The 22,819-nt window shown below is 67.4% G+C and carries 22 protein-coding genes and 1 tRNA gene; 11 read left to right on the top strand and 12 right to left on the bottom strand.

Annotated features, from left to right (window positions below):
• Positions 1–18: 18 nt before the first annotated feature.
• The 3 genes from NRB20_RS13810 to NRB20_RS13800 are packed head-to-tail and all read left to right on the top strand — an operon-like array spanning position 19 to position 2,087.
• Positions 19–501 carry a hypothetical protein gene (locus tag NRB20_RS13810; protein ID WP_153410512.1) on the top strand — a complete coding sequence of 161 codons (483 nt, stop codon included), beginning with the start codon at positions 19–21 and terminating at the stop codon, positions 499–501.
• A gap of 15 nt (positions 502–516) precedes the next feature.
• Complete coding sequence (locus NRB20_RS13805) at positions 517–1,254, top strand: ABC transporter ATP-binding protein (protein WP_319944872.1); 738 nt, start codon at positions 517–519, stop codon at positions 1,252–1,254.
• Positions 1,251–2,087, top strand: coding sequence for an ABC transporter permease (locus NRB20_RS13800; protein ID WP_153410511.1), 837 nt, complete (start codon positions 1,251–1,253; stop codon positions 2,085–2,087). Before NRB20_RS13805 ends, NRB20_RS13800 begins: the two co-directional genes overlap by 4 nt.
• Positions 2,088–2,236: 149 nt before the next feature.
• Here NRB20_RS13800 and NRB20_RS13795 read toward each other — a convergent pair whose 3' ends face one another.
• The 8 genes from NRB20_RS13795 to NRB20_RS13760 all read right to left on the bottom strand — a co-directional run bounded on the left by NRB20_RS13795 (position 2,237) and on the right by NRB20_RS13760 (position 10,241).
• A complete protein-coding gene (locus NRB20_RS13795; RefSeq protein WP_319944871.1) occupies positions 2,237–3,550 on the bottom strand; it encodes a cytochrome P450 in 1,314 nt (437 codons plus the stop codon).
• 166 nt (positions 3,551–3,716) lie between these two features.
• Positions 3,717–3,790 (bottom strand) — tRNA-Leu (locus NRB20_RS13790).
• 66 nt (positions 3,791–3,856) lie between these two features.
• Positions 3,857–5,323: a peptide MFS transporter gene (locus NRB20_RS13785; protein ID WP_153410509.1), complete on the bottom strand. Its 1,467-nt coding sequence runs from the start codon at positions 5,321–5,323 to the stop codon at positions 3,857–3,859.
• 452 nt (positions 5,324–5,775) lie between these two features.
• Positions 5,776–6,741: a Ppx/GppA phosphatase family protein gene (locus tag NRB20_RS13780; protein ID WP_153410508.1), complete on the bottom strand. Its 966-nt coding sequence runs from the start codon at positions 6,739–6,741 to the stop codon at positions 5,776–5,778.
• A complete protein-coding gene (locus NRB20_RS13775) occupies positions 6,728–7,279 on the bottom strand; it encodes a DUF501 domain-containing protein (RefSeq protein WP_319944870.1) in 552 nt (183 codons plus the stop codon). Before NRB20_RS13775 ends, NRB20_RS13780 begins: the two co-directional genes overlap by 14 nt.
• Complete coding sequence (locus tag NRB20_RS13770) at positions 7,276–7,944, bottom strand: FtsB family cell division protein (protein ID WP_153410507.1); 669 nt, start codon at positions 7,942–7,944, stop codon at positions 7,276–7,278. The genes NRB20_RS13775 and NRB20_RS13770 overlap by 4 nt, the downstream gene beginning before the upstream one ends.
• A gap of 44 nt (positions 7,945–7,988) precedes the next feature.
• Complete coding sequence (eno, locus tag NRB20_RS13765) at positions 7,989–9,278, bottom strand: phosphopyruvate hydratase (RefSeq protein ID WP_319944869.1); 1,290 nt, start codon at positions 9,276–9,278, stop codon at positions 7,989–7,991.
• Positions 9,279–9,515: 237 nt separating this feature from the next.
• Positions 9,516–10,241 carry a lytic transglycosylase domain-containing protein gene (locus tag NRB20_RS13760; RefSeq protein ID WP_319944868.1) on the bottom strand — a complete coding sequence of 242 codons (726 nt, stop codon included), beginning with the start codon at positions 10,239–10,241 and terminating at the stop codon, positions 9,516–9,518.
• A 190-nt stretch (positions 10,242–10,431) separates the two neighbouring features.
• Here NRB20_RS13760 and NRB20_RS39290 point away from each other — a divergent pair, with 190 nt between their 5' ends.
• The 6 genes from NRB20_RS39290 (at position 10,432) to NRB20_RS13730 (ending at position 17,659) form a co-directional block, all read left to right on the top strand.
• Positions 10,432–11,589 (top strand): TauD/TfdA family dioxygenase, encoded by a 1,158-nt coding sequence (locus NRB20_RS39290; protein ID WP_319944867.1) that lies wholly within the window; start codon positions 10,432–10,434, stop codon positions 11,587–11,589.
• A gap of 40 nt (positions 11,590–11,629) precedes the next feature.
• Positions 11,630–12,592 (top strand): ornithine cyclodeaminase family protein, encoded by a 963-nt coding sequence (locus tag NRB20_RS13750; protein ID WP_319944960.1) that lies wholly within the window; start codon positions 11,630–11,632, stop codon positions 12,590–12,592.
• Complete coding sequence (locus NRB20_RS13745; protein ID WP_319944866.1) at positions 12,583–13,902, top strand: type III PLP-dependent enzyme domain-containing protein; 1,320 nt, start codon at positions 12,583–12,585, stop codon at positions 13,900–13,902. Before NRB20_RS13750 ends, NRB20_RS13745 begins: the two co-directional genes overlap by 10 nt.
• 81 nt (positions 13,903–13,983) lie before the next feature.
• The gene (locus NRB20_RS13740; RefSeq protein WP_153410502.1) at positions 13,984–15,036 is read left to right on the top strand and encodes a PLP-dependent cysteine synthase family protein; all 1,053 of its coding nucleotides are present in this window, start codon (positions 13,984–13,986) and stop codon (positions 15,034–15,036) included.
• A 139-nt stretch (positions 15,037–15,175) separates the two neighbouring features.
• Complete coding sequence (locus tag NRB20_RS13735; RefSeq protein ID WP_153410501.1) at positions 15,176–16,570, top strand: MATE family efflux transporter; 1,395 nt, start codon at positions 15,176–15,178, stop codon at positions 16,568–16,570.
• 138 nt (positions 16,571–16,708) lie between these two features.
• Complete coding sequence (locus NRB20_RS13730; protein WP_319944865.1) at positions 16,709–17,659, top strand: phosphodiesterase; 951 nt, start codon at positions 16,709–16,711, stop codon at positions 17,657–17,659.
• Between the two features lie 208 nt (positions 17,660–17,867).
• Here NRB20_RS13730 and NRB20_RS13725 read toward each other — a convergent pair whose 3' ends face one another.
• Positions 17,868–19,322, bottom strand: coding sequence for a stealth family protein (locus NRB20_RS13725; RefSeq protein ID WP_153410499.1), 1,455 nt, complete (start codon positions 19,320–19,322; stop codon positions 17,868–17,870).
• Positions 19,323–19,971: 649 nt separating this feature from the next.
• On the opposite strand from NRB20_RS13725, the gene NRB20_RS13720 reads away from it, so the two are divergent.
• Positions 19,972–20,448 (top strand): pyridoxamine 5'-phosphate oxidase family protein, encoded by a 477-nt coding sequence (locus NRB20_RS13720; RefSeq protein WP_153410498.1) that lies wholly within the window; start codon positions 19,972–19,974, stop codon positions 20,446–20,448.
• Positions 20,445–20,741, top strand: a complete 297-nt coding sequence (locus NRB20_RS13715) for an MTH1187 family thiamine-binding protein (protein ID WP_319944864.1) — start codon at positions 20,445–20,447, stop codon at positions 20,739–20,741. Before NRB20_RS13720 ends, NRB20_RS13715 begins: the two co-directional genes overlap by 4 nt.
• A gap of 23 nt (positions 20,742–20,764) precedes the next feature.
• On the opposite strand, the gene NRB20_RS13710 is transcribed toward NRB20_RS13715, so the two are convergent.
• Genes NRB20_RS13710 through NRB20_RS13700 form a run of 3 tightly spaced genes read right to left on the bottom strand, consistent with a single transcriptional unit; the run spans position 20,765 to position 22,745 of the window.
• Positions 20,765–21,403 (bottom strand): YoaK family protein, encoded by a 639-nt coding sequence (locus tag NRB20_RS13710; protein WP_194289861.1) that lies wholly within the window; start codon positions 21,401–21,403, stop codon positions 20,765–20,767.
• A 58-nt stretch (positions 21,404–21,461) separates the two neighbouring features.
• Positions 21,462–22,061 carry a Uma2 family endonuclease gene (locus NRB20_RS13705; protein ID WP_153410496.1) on the bottom strand — a complete coding sequence of 200 codons (600 nt, stop codon included), beginning with the start codon at positions 22,059–22,061 and terminating at the stop codon, positions 21,462–21,464.
• Positions 22,062–22,112: 51 nt separating this feature from the next.
• Positions 22,113–22,745 (bottom strand): MazG family protein, encoded by a 633-nt coding sequence (locus NRB20_RS13700; RefSeq protein WP_153410771.1) that lies wholly within the window; start codon positions 22,743–22,745, stop codon positions 22,113–22,115.
• Positions 22,746–22,819: the final 74 nt, after the last annotated feature.

Genomic DNA, 22,819 nt, shown 5'->3' with positions numbered 1-22,819 from the left:
CTGAGTAGGGAAGAAACCATGAAGATCCTCAGAATTGTCGCCGGCGCAGTCTCGACGATCGCAACGGTCGTCCTGGTCACGACAGGCGCCTCGGTCATCGATGCTCCTGTCGCCTCCGCCGCTCCCGGCACGTTCCTCATCACCAAGGCAGTCCCGACCCTGGACGATCTCAACGCCCAGGTCGTGTTCCTGATCGAGACACCCGCCTCCGACGAGGCCAAGGCCGCCAATATGGAAGGCGGCATGAAGGCGGTCGTGGTCGCGAAAACCCTCTACAACCTCGCTCTGTTCCGGCCGCCGCTCGGGTCGAACGATGTCACCGGTCCCGAAACCCAGAACGGCAATGTGCACACCGCCATGTTGCGCAGCAAGACCGCGGGGCGGCCGGATCTGGTGGCGCGGGTGGTGTGGAAGCGCATCGACGGCGTCTGGAAGCTGTCCAACAGTTCCGTGTGCGAGGGTGTCAAGGCCGTGGGGTTGGCGATTGCCTGCGACTTCTGATCGGCTCCGTGTGCTGTGATCGATATTCGTGACCTGACCCTGAGCTACTCGGGCGCGACCGTCCTGGAAGTCCCGGAACTCAGCGTGGCCGACGGTGCGATCACCTACCTGATCGGCCTGAACGGCACCGGCAAAACCACACTGCTGCGGTGTATCTGCGGCGTCATCGCACCCGCCGCCGGGACCGTCCGGGTCGACGACACCCCCATCCGAGCCCACCGCGCCACACCGGCAACGCTCGGAATGCACCTCAACTACCGGGCTTTCGACCCGCGCCACACCGCGCGTCGGCACCTGCGTTGGATCGCGCGAGCCCGCGGACTACCCGCCGGGCGGGTCGGCGACGTCCTCGAGACCGTCGACCTCACCCGGTTCGCCGATCGTCGGCTGGCGCACTATTCGCTCGGCATGCTGCAACGCGTCGGCATCGCCGCCGCACTGCTCTGCGAGCCCCGCACCCTGCTGCTCGACGAACCGCTCAACGGCCTCGACATCGCGGGCATCCGCTGGATACGCGAACTACTGCGCCGCCTCGCCGATGCCGGGACCTGCGTCCTGGTCGCCACGCACCTGCTCGACGAGGTCGAACGCAACGCCGACCACATCGTCATCCTCGGGAACCGGCGCATCCTGACCGATCGACCGTTCGCCGACATCATGAGCGACCTGGGGCCCGGCGAGACCAGCCTCGAAGACGCCTACCTCCGAATCGCCGGTCCCCCAACCCAACTCACGTCGGGCGTGGCCCCATGAACAACCCCGGTCCGATCACCCTGGTCCGCCGCGGCATCGCCGCCGAATGGACCCGCACCTCCGGACGCAGCTTCCTGTGGACCGCCGCGGTCCCCCTCACCTTCGCGCTGCCGCTGGTCATCACCTTCGGAATCGCCGCCGTCGCGGAACGGCTCGCCGCCGTCCCCGGACAGAGTTACGTGGCTACGGTCACCACCACCAACTCCGTGTACTGGGTCATGACCTTCTCCGTGTCGATCATGATGGTCACTGCCGCGTACGCCCACGCCACCCAATGGCACGGGCAGACAAGCGATCTCAATGCCTTCCTGTTTCCCCGGTCGTGGACGGTCGCGCTGGCCCGGTGGATCTACTACGGCGTCATCGCGGCGATATCGACAGTGGTGCTGCTCGTCGTCGTCATGGTCACACTGCCGCACCAATTTCCGCACATCTACGGAGCCGTGCATGTCACCGACTCCGCCGGTATCCGGTTCCTGTGGACCGTGCCGACCTACGCGTTCGCCGCGTGCGGGGTGGGTATCGCGGTCGGGTCGCTGATTCGCACTCCGTCCGCGGCGGTCGCCGTGCTGCTGTTCTGGGTCTACGTCGCGGAGAACGCCGTCAACCTGCTGCCCCATGGATACACCTTGCAGGCATACGCGCCGTTCCTCAACGCCGTCGCCTCGACCGGGCAGGAAGTCGCCTTCGTCCCGCGTTTCGGGCGCACCGGATCGCTGCTCTACTTCATCCTGGTCGCCGTCGCACTCTTCGTCATCACCGCGGTGCTGCCGATCCTCCTGCGCCTGATGCCCGGACGTCGCAGGGCGCTCGCCGAATCGGGCACGACCTGAGCGACGCCGATTTGCGCTCGGCCGCAAAATTACCCGGCGAAGCGAAGCCGATAGCACTCGGCCACAAGGCTATCCGGCGAAGCGACGCCGATTACGCTCGGCCGCAAGGTTATCCGGCGAAGCGACGCCGATTACGCTCGGCCGCAAGGCTATCCGGCGACCGGGCGCACCTCGAGCGGCAGTTTTCCCGGCACCGGGATCGGGCCCAGGGCTCGCGGTAGCTTCTTGTTCGTGGTGGGCAGGAACTCCCACTTCGACAGCAGACTGTAGAGAGTCGTCTGTAGTTCCACCCACGCGAAGTTGTTTCCGATGCACATCTGCTTGCCCATGCTGAACGGGATGAAGCTCCGGCATTTCGACCCGGAGTTCGAGGTCGGCCACCGGTCGGGGTCGAAAACGTCCGGCTCGGCGAAGACGTCGGGATTGCGATGGATGGCCGTGAGGCTGTAGCCGATATCGGTCCCGGCGGGAATGGTGAAGCCGTCGAGTTCGACCGTGGTGACGCTACGTCGGGTCTGTAGCAGCGCCGAATGGGTTCGCACGACCTCGTTCAGGAACCGGTTCAGATAGTCGAGCTCGTCGAGGTCGTTGGGGCCGAGATCGCCCGCGGCCGAAATCTCCTGCCGCAGTTTCGAAGCCACCTCCGGATGCTGCGACAGCTCGTACAGCGCCCAGGTCAGTGCGGCGGTCGAGGCGTCGGTTCCGCCGAACAGGACGGTCATGGCCTGCGCTACCAGGAATTCGTCATCGTGGCCCGCCTCCTCCGACGAATCCAGCAGGATGTCGATCAGGTCGTTCCGGCGCTCACCACCGGCCCGGCGCGCGACGAGCAGTTCCCGGCAGTAGTCCCGCAGCCGCGTTCCGGCGGCGAAGAATTTGCGGTTCACCGGCAACGGCAGATTCGCCAGCCGCTTCGGCAGCACACTGCCCACCATGACGCCCGCGCCGATGTCCTCGATCAGACCCGAGATGAGTTGTATCTCTTCGGAATCGGGCTCGTGCGAGAACATGGACCCCAGCAGGTTGGCGATCACCACCTCGAGCATCGCCGCACGGGCCTCGACGATCTGGCCCGGCTGCCACGAACTCGCCAGCGCATCCGCGTTGCGCCGCATGACGGGCGCGTAGCTCGCCAAGCTGGCCCGATGGAAGGCCGGTTGCAGCAGACGACGAATATCGTTGTGCCGCTGACCATCCGCGACGATCAGCGAATCCCCGAAGATGAGACGGATACGTTCGAACAGCAGCCCGCGCTCGTAGTCGGCGGAGCTCTCCACCAACACTCGGTGCAGCAGTTCGAAATCGGTGATGACATAGACGACGAGACTTCCGACCTCGACCCGCGCAATCTTCCCGGCCTCGGCCAGATCCACCATGAACCGAACCGGATCACGCCACAGCCGCAAACCGTGTCCGACAACGGGCAAACGTCCAGGCCCACACGGAACGTCACGCAGGTCCACTTGTATTCGCCCCTCTTCCGGCAGATCCGTCGCCGATTCACACCTTAGCCCGGACTTTGCGCGCCTGCGCGCCGACAAGCGAAACCACCTGTCCAGCAAGGAATGCCAACACTTGCTGACGATTCGTCCCGGCCCCGGAAACCCGGATCCACCTGCGGCGTCGTAGTGCCCCCGGTCGGGCTCGAACCGACACTGGGCGGATTTTAAGTCCGCTGCCTCTGCCAATTGGGCTACGGGGGCGACCCGGTTAGCGTACCGAAGTCGTACGTCCGTCTCGGAATTCTGCGTAGGTTCGATGGAAAGGAGTTAGTGAACTCCTTCCATCAGGCGGCTGATTCGGGGGGCCAGGACGTGGACGACGAGGCCGACCGCGATGGTGACCAGGCCGATGATGCCGAAGTAGGCGACCTCGTGGTGGGGGCTGTAGTAGTCGGACAGCACACCGGACATGGAGGTGCCGATGCCGACGGAGAAGAAGTACAGAGCCATCATCTGGGCGCGGAACGCCTCGGGGGCGAGCTGGGTGGTCACGGCGAGGCCGATCGGGGAGAGCATCAGCTCCGCGACGGCGAACGCGCCGAGGATGACGAATACCAGGAGCGCGGGCACCGTCTTACCCTCGAATCCGGACAGCAGCACGAACAACATGAATGCCACGCCCATCCCGATCACGCCATAGGCGAATTTGTGCGGGGTGGTCGGCGCGCGGTTGCCCAGCCGCGTCCACATCAGCGCGAACAGCGGCGACAGGGCGATCACCCAGACCGGCTCCTCCGAACCGATCCAGTTCGACGGCGCGGTCCAGCCGAAGACCGACCAGTTCATTCGTTCGTCGGAGTAGACCGCGAGCACGGTGAAGATCTGCTGGAACAGCGACCAGAACACCGCGTTGGCGATGAACAGCGGAATGAACGCGCGCACCCGGACCCGCTCGAGCGGCGTGACCTTCGGGCTGTTCAGCATCAGATAGAAGTAGACGATCGACGCGACGGCAATGACACCGGTGATCCACCACGCGATCGCGGACAACCTCACCAGCCCGCTCACCCCCGCGATCACCACCACCACCACGACCGCGGCGACGAATCCGATCACCTGTGGAATCTGATTGCGCGGCAACGGATTCGGCACGATACGCCCGTGCGTGCCCAGATTGCGCCGGAATACCACGTACTGGATCAGCCCCAGCGCCATCCCGATCGCGGCCGCGCCGAAACCGTAGTGGAAACCCAGATCGGTCTGGAGCACGCCGGTGATCAGCGGGCCGATGAACGCACCGAGATTGACGCCGAGGTAGAACAGCGTGAATCCGCCGTCGCGACGGGGATCGGTCTTCTCGTACAGCGTGCCCAGCAGCGAGGACGCATTGGCCTTCAGCGCGCCACTACCGAGCGCGACCAGCGTCAGACCCGCACCCACCCCGGCCAGACCGGGCAGCACCGCCAGCGCGATATGGCCCGCCATGACGACCACGCCGCCGTAGAAGACGGTGCGTTCCATGCCCAATACCCGGTCGGCCAGCCAACCGCCCAGCACGGTGGACATGTACACCACACCGCCGTAGGCCCCGACGATGCCGGTCGCGGTGGTCTTCTCCAGCGCGAGCCCACCCTCGCTCAGCGAGTAGTACAGGTAGTACCCCAGGATCGTGACCATGCCGTAGAACGAGAACCGTTCCCACAGCTCGACCCCGAACAGATTCACCAAACCGATCGGGTGTCCGAACACGGTGCGTTCGGATGCCCGTCCGGGCGGGTGGCCCACCTCCGTCATGCATTCGACCTTTCCATGACACGCAATTTTCCAGCAATCATTATGAGGGTTGCGGTATGTCCGACGAACCGGTTGCCGGTTCGCTGCTGAAGGCAGAGTAATCAGTTCGTCGAGTCTGTGACGATATTTGCGAGCAGATTGATCAGGTATTGAGCATTCTGCATGCATATGGCGAATATTCGGGATGTACGACTGAACAGTATGCACGCTCCGCCAGCCCTATGTGAGCGCTCACAGATTCCCTGATGCGTTCATATCGAACCATTCAACAGACCTATCACCCCGACCGAAGCGCAGCCGGGGCAAGTACAGCCACATACCTGTTACCGAGCACCGAGCACCGAGCACCGAGCACCGAGCACCGAGCACCGAGCAGTTGGTACTCGCATTCACCCGCCGACCGACAACCCACCGCCGGTAATCACTCGAAAACCGTTACCCCACACCCGGATTCAGAGCAGTGACAGAGCAATCCCATCGAGAATGTCGTGCTCGCTGACGATCAGCTCACCGATATCCGCCCGCCGCGCCAACTCGTCGGCCAGCACCTCGGCGATCACCGCACCCCCGCCGATCACATCGACCCGCCCGGGATGCATCGGGCCCAACGCCGCGCGCTCGTCGTGATTCATCCCGACCAGCCGATGACAGACCGCACGCAGGTCATCGAGCCGCAACCGGGTGAGATGCACCCGCTCCGAATCGTATTCGGGCAGATCGAGCGCGACCGCGGCGATCGTGGTCATGGTCCCCGCGACCCCGACCCAGGTGTGCGCCCGCTCGACGGGCACCACGCCGAACGCCTGCGCCAGGCGCTGTTCGGCGAAGAACCGCGCGGAGGCGACCTCCTCGGGGGTGGGCGGATTGCCGTGCAGATGCCGTTCGGTCAGCCGCACGCAGCCGATGTCGGCCGAGTAGGCGGACTGCACACCCGCGCCGTCGCCGAGTACGACCTCGGTGGATCCGCCACCCAGGTCGACCACCACGAAAGGCCCTTCGGCACTGGACAATTCGCCGACCGCACCGGAGAAGGACAGGCGGGCCTCCTCGTCACCGGTGATCACCTCGGCCTGCGCGTCGGGTACGACGCGACCCAGTTCCGTCGCGGTCATGGCGAAGAAGTCGTCGCGATTGCGGGCGTCGCGGGTGGCGGAGGTGGCGACCATCCGGACCGTGGTGACCCCGGCATCGCGCATCAGATCCACGTAATCGTGCAGGGCGACGCGGGTGCGTTCGATCGCCTCCGGGTTCAGCTCACCGGTGGCGTCCACCCCCTTGCCCAGGCGCACGATCCGCATCTCCCGGTGCAGATCGGTCAACCGCGGCTGCCCCGACGGCCCGGCCGCCACGTCCGCGATCAGTAGTCGGATCGAATTGGTGCCGCAGTCGACCGCGGCCACCCGGTCATTCGTCGCCATCCGAGCCTCCTGTCGAATCCGCCTGGTACTGCTCGTATTTCGGCCAATCGGCCGGGATCGCGGTACCGCGCAGCCCACCCTGTGCGGCCAGCGCGACCGCCTCGTCGCCGAACGGATTCAGCCCCGGCCCCTTGGCCAAGGCGTGCGCGATCAGCACATGCAGGCATTTGACCCGTTCGGGCATGCCGCCGCCGCTGAAATCGGTGTCCAGCGATTCGATCGCGTCACGCTCGGCCAGGTAGCTCTCGTGGGCGCGGCGGTAGGCGGCGGCCAGCGCCGGATCGGTCGCGATCCGCTCGGTCATCCCACGCATCAGGCCCTCGGCCTCCTGCCGACTCGCCTCGGCGGTCAGCCGCGGATCGGTCAGGTAGTACAGAGTCGGGAACGGGGTGCCGTCGGGCAGCCGAGGTGCGGTCTTGACCACCGCGGGCTGCCCGTCCGGGGTGCGGTAGGCGATGGCGAGCACGCCGCGCGGCGAACGGCCCAGCTGCCGGGCGACGATCTCGAGATCGGCGTCGCTGGGTGGGGTGTCGGTCACCGGGGCTGTCCTTCCGGGGTCGTGGGCGGCGGCGTGCCGGGCTGCGGCGCGGCCGCCGGAGCCGGTTGCGGATTGTTCATACTGCGCCACAGCTCGGTGTACCAGGGGTCGGGCTTGCGAGGTGCGGCGGTCGGGGTGGGTACCGCGGGCTGTTCGATACCGGGGACCTGCACGATGTACGCGGTATCGCCCGGCATCACCAGCCGCAGCCGCTCGCGCGCCTCGGATTTGATGTACGCCGGATCCTGTTGCTGGGCACGGCGATCGCGCAGCTTGGCCACGTTCTCCTCGAGGTCGCGACGCTGCTGGGACAGCTGCGTCGCCTCGGCGCGCTGACTCAGGTAGGTGCGCATCGGCACCGCCAACGTCAGGGCAAGGGCGCACAGCACCGCCGCCAGCGCCACCGCCCGCCCGGTCGACAGGCCCAGGATCCGGTGCTCGCGCTTGCCCCGCGACCGCCCGGACGACCGCCGCGGCGACTTCTTCACCGCGAGACCGGATTCGGACCTCGAACTCGTGGCCCGCCGCTGCGCGGCCCGCTTGCCCGCGGCGGTGCGGGCGGGCGGGGTGGAGACGGTGCGTTCCGGACGGGTATGGGCCGACCGCGACGAACGGCGGTCGCCACGTCCGCCCGGACTGGCACCGCGCGTCCGTCGTTCGGTCATCTCACACCTCGGGTCGCACCGCCATGACAACGATTCCGACGGTACTATCCCTCGACGGCGAACCGCGGGAACGCAACGTCCCCGGAGTAGCGGGCCGAATCGCCCAGCGCGTCCTCGATGCGCAGCAGCTGGTTGTACTTGGCGACGCGCTCGCTGCGGGCGGGGGCGCCGGTCTTGATCTGACCGCTGCCGACCGCCACGGCCAGATCCGCGATGGTGGTGTCCTCGGTCTCGCCCGAGCGGTGGCTCATCATGGTCTTGTAACCGTTGCGGTGGGCCAGCTCGACCGCGTCCAGGGTTTCGGTCAGGGTGCCGATCTGATTCACCTTGACCAGCAACGCATTCGCCGCGCCCTTGGCGATACCGTCCTCGAGGCGCTCCGGGTTGGTGACGAACAGGTCGTCGCCGACGATCTGGATCTTGTCGCCGATCTCGTCGGTCAGCGAGACCCAGCCCGCCCAGTCGTCCTCGGACAGCGGGTCCTCGATGGAGACCAGCGGGTACGCCGTGAGCAGCTCGTTGTAGAAGGCCGTCATCTCCTCGGCGGTACGCACCGAACCCTCGAAGCTGTAACCCTTTCCGGCGGTGTAGAACTCGGTGGCCGCGACGTCCAGGGCCAGCGCGACCTCGCTGCCGACCTTGTATCCGGCCTTGCCGATCGCCGCGGCGATCAGGTCCAGCGCCTCGCGGGTGCCGCCGGCCAGATCGGGGGCGAAACCGCCCTCGTCGCCCAGACCGGTGGACAGGCCCTTGGCCTTCAGTTCGGCCTTGAGCGCGTGGTAGACCTCCGCACCCCAGCGCAGCGCCTCCCGGAAGGTGGGCGCGCCGATCGGGGCGATCATGAATTCCTGCACGTCGACACTGGTGTCGGCGTGCGCGCCACCGTTGAGGATGTTCATCATCGGCACCGGCAGCACATGCGCGTTCGGGCCGCCCAGGTAGCGGAACAGCTCCAGGCCCGATGACTCCGCTGCACCGCGGGCCACCGCGAGCGAGACGCCCAGCAGCGCGTTCGCGCCGAGGCGGGACTTGTCCGGGGTGCCGTCCAGATCCAGCAGCACCTGGTCGACGGTGCGCTGTTCGACCGCGTCCAGGCCGATCACGGCCGGGGCGATCTCGTCGAGCACGCCCTCGACGGCCTTGTGCACACCCTTGCCGCCGTACCGATCACCCCCGTCGCGCAGTTCCACGGCCTCGTGCTCGCCGGTGGACGCGCCCGAGGGCACCGCCGCCCGGGTGAGCGTGCCGTCGTCGAGAGCGATCTCGACCTCGACGGTGGGGTTTCCGCGCGAATCCAGGATCTCGCGAGCTCCGACCTGTTCGATGATGGCCACGAAAACGACACTCCTTCGGCAGCAACGACGGCCCTGCTCACCGCCGTTCATGAGCAGGTCGCACGGCGACCCCGTGCGACAGCGAGCCTAGCCCAGCCTGGCCGACCACACCCGAGCCCCGTACCCAGCCGCACCCGTCAGCGGCACACGCACCCGCTACCAGCCGTGCAACGAGTGCGGATTCGGACAAGGAGTGCGATTGCGGACCGAATGCGCACCCGTTGCCGGACATTTCGGTTACGGGTGTCTGCCGATGCCGTACGCGGCGGCGTCCCGACGGACCTCGGCCATGTAGGCGGCGGACTGGTTGTAGGTCAGCAACGCCCGCTGCCAGCCCGCGGCGGTGGTCAGGTTGCCGCCGCTGGCGCACAGGTAGCGCGCGGCGGTGAGGGCGGCGTCATCGATGCTGTCCGGGTCGGCGACGCCGTCACCGTTGGCGTCGACGCCCCAGTGTTGCCAGGTCTCGGGCAGGAACTGGAACGGACCCATCGCCCGGACGTACACCGGACCGCCCGTACGCGCGGTGGCCTCCGCGTCGAGAATCCTTGCCACACCGGGTGATCCGTCCAGCAGGACGCCACGGATGGGCGGGGTGACCAGACCGTCGGCCTGGATGTGCGCGCCGCCGTGACTGCCGTGCCGACTCTCGACGTTCGCGATTCCGGCCAGGGTGGTCCAGCCGATGCCGCAGTCCGGCCGCGAACGCGCCAGCACCGCGGCGGCGTAACCGTATGCCTCCAGGGCGATCACGGGAACGTTCAACGCGTCGGATCGATCGGCGGCCCAGCCGTGCAACTGCGCCGCTGTGCGACCGGGCGCGTCCAGCGCGATCGCCGGAATCACCGCACCGGGACCGGGCGGAGTGCCGTCCGGAATCGGCGGCAGCTGTTCGACCGCACCGCATCCGCACAGCACGAGAAGCGCCGCGACGAGTGCGAATACGCCGACGCGAGTAGCAGGCACACCACCATCATCCAGATGCGCTGATCCGGGTGCGGATCCGCTACGGTGTTCCCTGCTTGTCGCGATGTGGGTTGGCTATCTTAAATCCACGCTTATTAGGTAAGGCTTGCTTAATAAGGTTGAAGCGACTACCTTCGCAAATGAGTGGTCCTCCTGATGCTTCACCATGCCTCGCAGAAGGGAATCCCTGGTGAATCACGTTCTTTGCGAACGTAACCCGCACCACCCCGTCGACACCGCCCCCCATCGCCCACCCGACGAGCAGATCGAGCGCCGCACGCTCCCCGCGGCGGCCGCACACGCCGTGCGCACCGCGGCGACTGAGATCGCCGTCACATTCCGAGCGATGTCCGGGGTGTCCGAACAGGCGTGTCGCACCCTTACCGATCCGAGACTGATCGACCTCGTCGACGCGCGCGCCGCCGCGCTGCCGGAGTCCGTGCGCGAGTCCCTGCGCCCGCCCGCGACCCGCGCCGGAGCCGCCGTACTCACCGGATCACCGCTGCTCACCGACGATCTGGGCCCCACACCGCGGGACTGGCGCGAGGCGGCGGCGTGGAGCGGCGATCCGGATCGCGGCCGGGCGTCGTTCCAGCTGGACGTCACCATGCTGCTGCTGGGCCGCAGCGCGGGCGAGCCGTTCGGCTGGGGCGGGCAGCAGGGCGGACGGCTGGTCAACAACATCCTGCCCTCCCCCGGACACGAGCACGAACAGTCCGGCGCGAGCAGCACCACGCTGCTGTGCCCGCACACCGAGGACGCGTTCCATCCGCGGCGGGCGCATCTGCTCATACTGGGCTGCCTGCGCAATCCCGATCGCGTGGGCACCACGGTGTCCTCGGTGCGGCAGGTGCGGCTGAGCCCCGCGCAACGTCATCGGCTCGGGCGTCCGCGACTACCGATCCTGCCGGATGTGTCCTACGGCACCGACTTCCACAGTTTTCCCGCCGTGCCGATCGCGACGGTCGGCGGCGACCAGGCCCGCCCCACCCTGCGTTACGATCCGGCCTACACCCCCCTCGACGACGCCGACGACGAATTCCGCAGCGCCTACGACCATCTCGGCGCGGAACTCGAAAGGGTGTGTCACACAGCCGTTCTGGACCCGGGCGAGCTGCTGCTGGTGGACAACGACGTGGTGGTGCACGGCCGGGTGCCGTTCACCCCGCGCTACGACGGCACCGATCGCTGGCTCAAACGGGTGAACGTGCGGCTGGCACGTGACCGCCCCGCCGCCGAGTCGGCGGAAAATGGTTACGGACAACATACGGTCACCCCGTTCGACGGGAGGACCGGCACCCGTGGAGCCGAGGTCCACGGGCGGACAGAGGCCGTGGACGACCAGTGAACCGAGGATTGTCGTGAGTACCCGAACCACACCGCTGCGCGTGCTCAGCCGCAGCGATCTAGCAGACGTTCCGATCACCCCCGCCGCCGTGGTGCGCGCGGTCGAAGAGGCGTATCTGGCTCTGGCAGCCGGGGATTCGGACAATCCACGCAAGCTCAGCGTGGCGCATCCGGACGGCTGGTCGGTCGCGTACGCCATGCTGGGCCGCGACGGGCGACGTCGCGTGGTCGCGATGAAGACCTCGTACAAGTTCGATCCCAGTCACGACCGCAGCACCAAGCGCTACTACACCACCATCACCCTGTACGACGACGCGACCGGTATGCCGATCGCGATGATGGACTGTGCGCGGGTGGGTGCGCTGCGCACTCCGGCGGTGTCCTCGCTGCTGGTCCGGGAGACGATCCGGCCGGGCGCGCGCAGCGTGCTGCTGATCGGCACCGGCACGCAGGGCCGTAATGCGTTGCCGCACTTGCTCGCCGCGAATCCGCAACTGGACAGGCTGATGCTCTACGGCACCCATCCGGACGGGCTCAAGGCCGTGCACGAGCAGCTCGCGGTGCACAATCCGCATCTGGAACTGGAGAACGTGGCCGATCCGCGCGAGGCCGCCCGCACCGCCGACGTGGTGCTGGCCACCGCGGGTCCGGGCACCTCGGTCGCGCTCGAATCCGCCGATCTGGCACCGGGTTCCACGGTGGTGCTGGTCGGCTACGGTCTCGCACCCTCGACACTGGTGGACGCGGATCGCGTGGTCGCGACCAGTGCCCAGCAGATGTCGCTGACCGGAACCGATATGGCGGGTCCGGACGGGAAACTGCGCGGGGTGAATGCCGAACTGCCGCAGATCCTGAGCCGCCGCATCGAGGGCCGCACCCGCGACGACGAGCGCATCTTCGTCTACAACAGCGGTCTGGTGCTCACCGATATCGCCGTCGCGCACGCCCTGGCCGAGCGGGCGATCGCCGAGGGGCGCGGCACGGAGGTGGCCCTGTGGGATTGAGCATCGCCGCTCCGGCGATGCCCGCCCACCGCGACGACCGGGAGCTGCGGCTGCTGGCGGATCCGGAACTGCTGCGGGACATCGCATTCGCCGTCGGCGGGCCGTTCCATATGATGTATCCCGAACGGGTCGGCGACAACATCGATGGCTTCCACGCGGCCTTCGAACAAGCCAGTGTGGACGGCGTCGTCTACTACGGCAAGAAGGCGAACAAGGCGTCCTGCGTGACCCGCGCCTGCGCCGAACACGGTGCGGGCGTGGACGTCTCGAGCGTCGGCGAACTGGGTTCCGCACTGACACAGGGCATTCGGGGCGAGGAGTTGATGGTGACTGGTCCGGCGAAATCGCCGGAGCTGCTGTGGCTGGCCGCGCGGCACCACGCGTTGATCGCCGTCGACGCCCCGGACGAGCTGGACGCGCTCGTCCGCGCCGGCCTGCCCGCCCGGGTGTTGCTGCGTGTGTTGCCGCCGGATTCGAGCAGCCGCTTCGGGATGAGCGAGGCCGAACTCGACGCGGCGTTGCGGCGCACCGACCTCGGGCCGATCACGGTGCAGGGCTTCAGCTTCCACCTGTCCGGTTACGATCCGGTCGCCCGCGCGGAACTGGCCGGCACCCTGATCGAACGTTGTCGCGCCGCCCGCGCACTCGGCCACGACGCCGGGATCATCTCCATCGGCGGCGGATTCGCGGTGGACTACCTGAGCGCACAGTCCTGGCAGGATTTCCGCGCCGCCTCGGATCCGCGACAGTTCCACGCGGACAAGCGATTCGACTCCTACTACCCCTATCACAGCGACTCCCCCGGCCCGGCCATGCTCGCGGCGATCCTGCGGCACGGGAATCTGGCGCAGCGCCTGCGCGAGCACGAGATCCGTCTGGCCGTCGAGCCCGGACGCGCCCTGCTCGATCGGGCGGGCAGCACCGTCTTCCGCGTGCAGGGCGTGAAAACCCGTACCGCGCACGGCGATTCGTACCAGCTGCTCACCGTCGACGGGACCAGCCTGAGCCTGTCCGAGCAGTGGTTCGACAGCGAATACCTGCCCGATCCGGCGCTGTGGCCCACCCGGCCCGGCGTCGACACACCGGCGAGCGTCGGCGCGGCCACCTGCCTGGAGTCCGACATGCTCAGCTGGCGGCGCATCCCGCTGCCCCGGGCCGCGGTGGTCGACGATCTGCTCGTCTATCCCAATACCGCCGGTTACCAGATGGATTCGAACGAATCGGCGTTCCACGAGCTGCCCATCCCGCCGAAAGTGGTGTTGCACAACACCTCCGACGGGCGGTTCCGCTGGACGCTCGATGCTCGCTGACCACCCGCACATCCGCACCGCGCTGCTCGATCCGATCTCACCCTGATCCCCCTGAACCACCCTGAACCGAGGAGACCCGCAATGCCGCTCGTCACGCGTGTGACGGACCTGATCGGCAACACACCGCTGTTCGAACTGGCGGCGACCGAATCCGGCACCCGGCTGTTACTCAAGCTCGAGCAGTTCAACCCGACGGGCGCGGCCAAGATCAGGATGGCCCGCGAAATGGTGCTCGATGCGGAGCGTCGGGGTTTGCTGAATGATGGCGGGCATATCATCGAGTCCACATCAGGAAACACCGGACTCGGATTGGCCGTGGTGGCCGCGGAACGCGGATATCGTTTCACCGCCGTCGTCGACCACCACGCCTGCAAGGACAAACTGCGCGCGATGCAAGCCATGGGAACCGAACTCGTCTACGTCGCCGATGACGGCGACGACACCCTCGCGACCTCGGCGCGGGAGGATCTCGCCGAGGAGATGGCCGCGGCCCGACCGGACGCGTATTTCACCGAACAGCACAACAACGACGCCAACGCCCTCGGTTACTACGCGGTCGCTGATGAGTTGCTGGATGACCTGGAGCGGGTCGACATCCTGCTCTCGGCGGTCGGCACCGGCGGCTCGCTGTTCGGCACCGCGCGGCGGCTGCGCGACCTGGGCCGCCCCGCCCGGGTGATCGGCGTGGAGCCGGAGGGTTCGATCGCCTTCGGCGGCGAGGGCGGCCCGTACTGGCAGTCCGGCACCGGCACCCCGCCGGGCGCGACAATCGGTACCGCCGTGGACTATTCGCTGCTGGACGAGGGTCTGAAGGTCTCCGATGTGGACGCCTTCGCCACCACCCGCGCCGTCGCCCGCAAGCTCGGGCTGATGATCGGCGGTTCGGCGGGCGGTTCGGTGCATGCCGCGCTGACCCGGCTCGAGGAGTTCCCGGCGGGCTCGACCATCGTCACCATCGTGTGCGACGGCGGCGAGAAGTACCTGGACACGGTGTTCGACGACGCCTGGATGGCCGCGCGCGAACTGCTCGACGCGTCGGCCGAGGCGCAAGTCCTGGCGCTGCTGGACCGCTACGCACCCGCCACCGCGCCGCAGGCGCCGGCCGCCCCGGAGAGCCTGGTGGGCGTGCGATGACCGCGCCGCCGATCCCGCCGCCGTCTCGGGCGCCGCGCACGGATATCGTGACGAGAAGGAGGTTTCCAAAAACCTCAGTAAGTAAGGTATACCTAAGTGAGAATGTAATTCTCACCGATGGGGCGGCACGATGAGCAACATGACAGTGCGTTCGGACGGGCGGCAACTGACCGCCCTGGCCACGCCGATCGCCATGACACAGCTGGCCCAGGTCGCGGTGTCGACCACCAATATCGCGCTGATGGGCTCGCTCGGCGTCGATCAGGTCGCGGCCGGCGGTCTCGCGCTGGTGCTGTTCAATCAGATCCGCACCATGTGCGTCGGGCTGATCACCGCGACCGGCAATCAGGTCGCGACCGCGCTCAGCCGCGCTGAGAAGCGAAACACCCCGGCCGACACCGAGATTCGCGACGTGGTGCGGGCGAGCCTGCTGATCTCGACGGTCGCGGGCATCCTGGGCGGACTGGTGCTGATCGGCCTGGGCTGGGCGCTGCGCTGGCTCGGCCAGGACGAATCGGTGCTCGCGCAGGCCCGGCCGATGATGGTCGCGCTCGCGCCCGGACTGCTGCCCTGCCTGTGGTTCCAGGTGATCCGGCAGTACACCGTCGGCATGCAGCGGCCGCAGGCGCTGCTGCTGGTGACGCTCGGTTCGGTCGCGCTGAATGCCGTTGCGGCCCTTGCCTTCATGCACGGCTGGGCGGGTATTCCGGCGATGGGCCTGACCGGTGTCGGGGTGGCCACCTCGCTGGTGTTCCTGGTCATGTTCGTGACGTTCTGGCTGATGGTGCACCACGACTCCGTACTCGGCGCGACGCTGCCGCTGCGGCCGTGGCCGGTGCGCCGCGAGACGGTCATGGCCGAACTGCGCCTCGGCACGCCGATCGCGCTGACCTACGGCTCGGAGGCAGGCCTGTTCTCGGTGCTGGCGCTGGTGATGGGCACCCTCGGCCCGGCCGCGCTGGCCGCGCACAACGTGGTCTATCAGCTGGTCTACATCGTGTTCCAGGTGGCGGTCGGGCTCTCGCACGGCGCCTCCATCCTGGTCAGCCGGACCGCGGCGCGCGAGGAATACCGGCGCGCCCGCACCCTGGCCTGGCTGGCGCTGCGGCACGCGGCGGTGGTCGCCGCACTGGTCGGCGTGCTGTATCTGGCCGTGCCGAGCATCGTGCTGCGGCCCTTCCTGAACAGCCACGATCACGCCACCATCCAGCTCGCGCACTCCCTGCTGCTGATCGCGATCGTGCTGCAATTCTTCGACGCGGCACAGAACATCGGCAACGGTCTGCTGCGCGGCGTGAGCGATACCAAAGCCGGATTCCGGCTGTCGCTGGTCGGCTACTGGCTTGTGGGATTGCCCACAGCGCTGCTGCTCGCCTTCCCGCTGGGACTGGGTGCGGCGGGTGTCTGGTGGGGTCTGGCCGCGGGTCTGGCGACGACTGCCGGGCTGATGCTGCGCCGCTACTTCGCGCATCTGGACACCCGTGCGCAGGCCGCACCGCGAGTGCTGGCCGGTAGCGCACCGGGGCACGGCTGAGTCGAAATGCTCATCTGCGCGTAAGCGAGTCGTCATCGACAGCGGGCACTGTGGAGCGAACGGGTTTCGCTATTCTCGGCAACGAGGACGAAGCCACAGTGCCCGTCACGACGACGAGCGAGCGCGGGGAGGAGTCCGGTGCCCAGCAGCAGAGTCGCGGAATATCCGCGACCGGACCACATTCTGTTCCATTTCAGCGATACCCATCTGATCGGTGAGGGTGCGCTCTACGACGCGGTGGACGCGGTCGAGCGGCTGCGCGGGCTGCTGGCCCAGGCCGAGGCCAGCCGGATCACGCCCGATGCGATCGTGTTCACCGGCGATCTGACCGATCAGGGTGAGCCCGACGCCTACGACCGGTTGCGCGCGTTGGTCGAACCGCTCGCCGAGCAGCTCGGCGCGCCCGTGGTGTGGGTGCCCGGTAATCACGACGACCGGGCCGCGCTGCGGGAGCGGCTGCTCGACGAATCCGGGTCGGCCGAACCGCTGGACCGGGTGCACGTCGTGGACGGGTTGCGCATCATCGTGCTGGATTCGACCGTGCCGGGTGAGCACTACGGCGAGGTCACCGACGGCCAATTGGCCTGGCTGCGTTCGGTTCTGGCCGAGCCCGCGCCGTTCGGCAGCATTCTGGCCATGCATCATCCGCCGGTGCCGTGCATCCAGGATCTGGCCGTCACCGTCGAGTTGCGCGAGCAGCGTCGCCTCGCCGAGGTGCTACGCGGTACCGATGTGCGGGCGATCCTGGCCGGGCATCTGCACTTCTCGACCACCGCGACGTTCGCCGGGATCCCGGTCTCGGTGGCGTCCTCGGCCTGCTACAGCCAGGATCTGGCCGTCACCTACGGCGGTCAGCGCGGGCGTGACGGTGCGCAGAGTTTCAACTACGTGCACCTGTACCCGGATACGGTCGTGCACTCGGTGGTCCCGCTCGATCACGGCCCGACCGTCGGGCAGCCCACGAGCCCCGCGGAGGCGGCACAGCGGTTGCGCGAGGCGGGGATCGTCATCCCCGATGCCGCGCGCATCCCGCACGTGCTGCCGGGCCGGACCTCGACGCCGGAGTCCGACGACGAGTCCGTGTCGTAGCCACTCCTGCGGCACAGCAGTACGTGATCCGAAACCGACTGCACCGCAACCAGTCATCCCAGCCCTCGGAGATATGCGACGCGGTTTCAGGACCCGCAGCCACCCGAGATCCAGCGCAGCCAGGGTCGATCCGTGGATACCGTGTCTGTCTGCGCCACACCGGATTCCGCCGCGTCGCCCGAGATCAGCTGTTTCACGGCGAATCCGGTTATGCCGCACCGGGTTCGAGGGCGGCGAGCGGATCGTCGTCGGTGATGAGTTCCCACGGGGCCGGATCGGGGAAGTAGCCCTGGAGGAATTCCGAGACCGTGCGGACCCGTTCGGCTTCGGCGACCTCCGGGAAGCTGCCGTCGTTGAGGCAGAAGAAGTCGACGTTGCGGCGGCGGGACAGGCCCGCGAGCATGCCCAGGCCGTGGTGGCTGGTGGTGTCGACGTAGCGCATCTTCGCCGACTCCTGCGGCACCGCGCGGCCGGTGAGCAGGGCGTAGTAGTGGTACAGCGAATTGGTGACCGAGATGTCGGTGGCCGCGCGGAACCGGCTGGCCCGGGTGCGGGCGAAATCCGCCGCGAACTCGTGTTCCATCTCACGCAATACGCTGCGGCGCAACGGAACCGGGGTGTGTTCCAGATGCCGGGTGAGCAGCGGACCGAAGCGGCGGGCGAGCAGCTGGCGGTTCACCCGGGCCGCGTTCTCGAAGCCGCTGCGCCGTTCGTTGTTCTCCCCCGGGCCGATGCGGGTGCCCGCCTCGATGAACCGGCTGATCCCGGCGGGGGTGAAGAACATCGACGGCCGGGTCGGCCGGGCGAAGAACATGTCGTCGTTGGAGTACAGGAAGTGTTCGGACAGGCCGTCGATGTGGTGCAGCTGGCATTCCACGGCGTGCGAATTGAACACCGGCAGCCCGCTGGTGTCCGGGAAGTGATCCACCGCGCGCACGATCGTCACCTTGGGATCCTGTGCCAGCCAGGCGGGTACGGCCGAATCGGTGGCGATGAAGATGCGCCGGATCCAGGGCGCGTTCTTGTGCACCGAGCGCAGCGCGTACCGCAACTCGTCGATCTGGCGGATACGGGCGTCGGCGGCATCACCTTCGCCGACGACGACCTGCGCCATCATTCCCGCACGGCGAGCACGGAATTCGGGATCGGTACCGTCCACCCAGGAGAAGACGATATCGATGTCGAACCCGACGTCGGTAGGGTGCGGGGCGAACATGCCGTCGAGCGTCGGCCAGCTGGTGTCGAACAGCAGGACCGTGCTCCGGGTGACGTCGGCGAGGTCGAATACGGTGCGGGTCAACGCATTCGGGCGCGGGCATTCGACGGTGTCGCCGTGGTGATCCCAGAGTTCGATATCCACGTGATGGGCCGGATCGGCATCCCGGCCCAGCCGGATCACATTGTGGCGCAATTCGTTACAGGAGAATCCGGCGATCATCGAGGCGCCCAGCACCCGGCGCAACGCGGTGCGGTACACCGAATCCACGGCCAGTACCGGACGACTCGCGGCATCTCGCACCAGCAGAATCGGAACCTCCGCAGCGGCGAATTCGGTTCGCAGATAATGCAAATCGTCTACCACCGCGGCCGACACCGACAGATTGCGCACCGCATTGGACCCCTCGGCCCAGCCGGTCACGCCCACCGCATCGAATTCCGTCATCACCGTTCTCCTGTTTTCCACATCGGCCCACACCCGTCGAATCGACGGAATCCGGGCATCCACACCCCTGAATGACAAACCTGCACAACGCCTTCCGCGATCATCGCGGAGGGCTCGAGACGCCTTCGAAAGCGCTAGGGAAGAACCCGGATTCGCGCCACCGTGGTGGGACCGCTCGGGAAGGCTGCCCACAATCTGTAGCGAAGGGATCGCAATTCCATCGGTTCTCACCTCACTCACGGACGGACGCGTCGCAGCGTCGCTGATTGTCGTGACGATCGCCGAACGCGCGTACACCCCACGCACTGCGCCGACCGGCGAACTTCACCGGACGGCCATCGGCCGGTAACTCTCCAGACCTCGACTCGACGAGGAACTGTTACGAATGATGCAACGCGCGAGACCGATTAGTCAATCCATACCTGCGCAGGTCCGCAGCATTTTTCACGCCGGTAACGAAATCGTCGCGAACAAGCGGCAAGTGATCGTGCCGCACAGACCTCTCATCCACAATTGAGGTTAGGCATACCCATCCGCACCCGTACCGCATTGCGAAGAGTGTGCGAAGCCAGCGGGCATGCGGCGCAACGGCTTACACTGCTACGAGTGGCACAGCCCGCCGCACAGCCGACCGCGAGGTGAGCAGAAAATGGTAACCGGAGCCCCCGAACGTCACGAGTCCTCGATCGAACATCCCGAACTGGACTCCCTGCCGGAGTGGCCGACGGATACGATCGCGGTTCTCGTGACGACCGATCCGGCTCCGCACGCCATTCCCGTCTCCTGGCCGGTGCGCGCCGGAGATCGTCGAATTCTGTTGAGCCTCAAGTCCGATCGCGGTTCGCTGGCGCGCCTGCGGGCGCGGCCCGAAGTGGCGCTGTTGATTCTCGGCGGCGGTAATGTCGCGTTGTGCGCGCGCGGGCGGGCGCATGTGCTGGCCGATCCGATGCCGGGTGCGGATGATTACACCGCCGTGGATATCGATGTCGATGTGATCGACGATCATCACCAGTCCGCATTCGCCATCACCACCGGCATCCAGCGCGACGTGCTGGACGAATCGGAGCTGCACTATCTCGAATCGCGGGTGGCGACATTGCGTTCGCTGGCCGAGGCGCGCCAGTGATCGCGGCCTTCTCGATCACGCCCATCGGGGCCGGCGAGGAGGTCGGGCGCGCGGTCGCCGAGGCGGTGCGGGTCGTGCGGGCCAGCGGGCTGCCCAATGAGACCACCGCCATGTACACCACCGTCGAGGGCGAATGGGACGAGGTGATGGCGGTGATCAAACAGGCCACCGATGCGGTCATGGCCGTTTCCTCGCGGTGCAGTCTGGTCATCAAGGCCGATGTGCGGCCCGGGGTGAGCGATGCGATGAGTTCGAAGGTGGCGAGCGTCGAGCGTTATCTCGCCGAGGGCTGAGCACCTGACCACGCCGGGCGACCTCACGAGCGTGGGGTTTCGATCGCTGTCTGCGTGACCCGGCGCACCACTGTCGTGGTGACGGCCGCGGCGAACAGCACGCCGTCCGCGATCCAGAAGGCCGCCAGATGCCAGTGCGCGTACGCGAAGGCCCCGCCCAGCGCCCCGCCCGTCAACGCCACCCACAGCACCATGTGCCGGGCCCACGCCCACCTCGGGCCGCCGGTCAGCGCGTCGACGAGCCGCTGACCCGCCTTCACCAGCGTGCCCGTCATATAGGTGAGTCCGACCGAGACCTCCCCGCCACGCAGGAACGTCGCGTTGAGCAGCCCCATCGCCACCGCGATCAGCAGCACGGCGGGCACCCCCACCCCGAGCGAACGCGCCACCGCCGACACCGTCACCAGCCCGGTCGTGGCCCACAGCACCACCGTCCGCCCGTCCCCGATCCGCGACAGCACCGACCCCGCCAGCACCCCCACGAAGAACAACCCCACCAGCCCCATCGCCCGCCCGGCCCCGTGCCACGCCCCCTGCGCCGCCTCCGCGGCCATCGTCGTGGAATTCCCGCTGATGAACGACACGAAGTACCCGCCGAGCGAGATGTACCCCACCGCATCCAGAAACCCCGACACCCCCGCCAACACCACGGCCAGCGCCAACTCCCGCCGCCGAATCCCGACTACCACCGCCCACTCACCACCGCCACCACCTTCGCCCCTACACCCGCTCCAGTGCGTCGAACGGAATCGTCGCCTCGACCGGCTCATCGAGCAGCAGCACCCGCCGATGCACGGTGTGCACCAGATAGCGCCGCCCCGACCAGTCCAGCCGGTATTCCTCGATCTCCTCGATCCGCTCTTCCTTCTGATCGAGCCGGACGATGAGGTACCGGGGAATTCCCGCTGTCGCGTACTGAATCCGCTTGTCGTTGATATCCACATCGATGGTCGATCCGGATGTCACCTCGACCACCAGCAGGATGTGTTCGCGCACGGAGTTGACGTCGTAGGGCTCGCAATCGCGAATCCACACGTCGGGATAGCGGATGTTCAAGCGCCGGTCCTCGACCGGCGACTCCGAATCCACGAATCGTGCCGCGACGTCGGAGTCGACCACCATGCACGGACCACCGGGCCGACGCGCGTCTTCCAGCATCCCGGCCAGCCGCCGGACGACACGGCTGTGCAGCGGGCTCGGGGCGATCATTCGGATGACCAGCCCCTGCACGATCTCGATGTCGCCGAGACCGTCGGCCTTGCCGTCGGCGAATTCCTCTGAGGTCAACCGGAGTTCGCACCGCTTCTCGGGGGCGCTCATGTCAGGGATCATCGCAGATTCGACCTTCGGCGGGCCACCAGGCACCTCACGTCAACGGGGCCAGTAGGTGCGCCAGTCGTCGGGGGTGAGGGGGAGGCGGTGGCCGCGGGACTGTTCGGCGGTGTTCTCGGTGGTGCGGATGGCGGTGGCGAAGGTGAGGGTGGCTTTGCGGAGGCGTTCCTCGGCGCTTTCGTCCTCGCCGAGGTGGATTACTCGCAGGAGGTCGGGGACGAGGTCTTCGGGGAGGCCCGCCTTGGCGCTGCGGGTGCGGACCTTTTCGGCCAGGGCGAGGGCGGGTTGGGCCAGGGCTATGCCGTCGAGGCAGGAGCGGCGGGACTTCTCCGCGGATTTGCGTTCCTCCCAGGCCTTTTCCTGGGCGGCTATCTTCTCCGCTACCGTCGCGTTCGGATCGATCGGGACGTCGCGGAGGTGCGGGCTGCGGTTCACGAGCTTGGCGACCAGGGCGGCGGCTACGTCGTCGACGGTGAATTCGCCTGCGGCCTCGGCGATTCGGGAATGGAACAGGACCTGTAGCAGCAGATCGCCGAGTTCCTCCCGGATGGTTTCGGTATCGCCCTGCTGGATGGCGTCGAGGAGTTCGTAGGTCTCCTCGAGCAGGTAGGGGCGCAGCGAGTCGTGCGTCTGGGTGATCTCCCAGCCGCCGAAACTCCACAGCCGGTCCATCACCTCGACGGCCTCGGACAATCCGTGCGCGACCTGTTCGGAATCGGCCGCACGGTCCTCACGATCGATGGTCA

The sequence above is a fragment of the Nocardia macrotermitis genome (assembly GCF_009604405.1).
GTDB classification, from domain to species: domain Bacteria; phylum Actinomycetota; class Actinomycetes; order Mycobacteriales; family Mycobacteriaceae; genus Nocardia; species Nocardia macrotermitis.
Note: the sequence above shows the minus strand (reverse complement) of the source record. Positions and strands in the feature narration are given on the sequence as shown.

Excerpts from the sequence above, each read along its gene's own strand:
- NRB20_RS13735 (WP_153410501.1), top strand. The coding sequence starts at position 15,176 with ATGACAGTGCGTTCGGACGGGCGGCAACTGACCGCCCTGGCCACGCCG.
- NRB20_RS13700 (WP_153410771.1), bottom strand. The coding sequence starts at position 22,745 with ATGGACCGGCTGTGGAGTTTCGGCGGCTGGGAGATCACCCAGACGCAC.
- NRB20_RS13800 (WP_153410511.1), top strand. The coding sequence starts at position 1,251 with ATGAACAACCCCGGTCCGATCACCCTGGTCCGCCGCGGCATCGCCGCC.
- NRB20_RS13785 (WP_153410509.1), bottom strand. The coding sequence starts at position 5,323 with ATGACGGAGGTGGGCCACCCGCCCGGACGGGCATCCGAACGCACCGTG.
- NRB20_RS13780 (WP_153410508.1), bottom strand. The coding sequence starts at position 6,741 with ATGGCGACGAATGACCGGGTGGCCGCGGTCGACTGCGGCACCAATTCG.
- NRB20_RS13705 (WP_153410496.1), bottom strand. The coding sequence starts at position 22,061 with ATGAGCGCCCCCGAGAAGCGGTGCGAACTCCGGTTGACCTCAGAGGAA.
- NRB20_RS13720 (WP_153410498.1), top strand. The coding sequence starts at position 19,972 with ATGGTAACCGGAGCCCCCGAACGTCACGAGTCCTCGATCGAACATCCC.
- NRB20_RS13740 (WP_153410502.1), top strand. The coding sequence starts at position 13,984 with ATGCCGCTCGTCACGCGTGTGACGGACCTGATCGGCAACACACCGCTG.
- NRB20_RS13725 (WP_153410499.1), bottom strand. The coding sequence starts at position 19,322 with ATGACGGAATTCGATGCGGTGGGCGTGACCGGCTGGGCCGAGGGGTCC.
- NRB20_RS13770 (WP_153410507.1), bottom strand. The coding sequence starts at position 7,944 with ATGACCGAACGACGGACGCGCGGTGCCAGTCCGGGCGGACGTGGCGAC.
- NRB20_RS13810 (WP_153410512.1), top strand. The coding sequence starts at position 19 with ATGAAGATCCTCAGAATTGTCGCCGGCGCAGTCTCGACGATCGCAACG.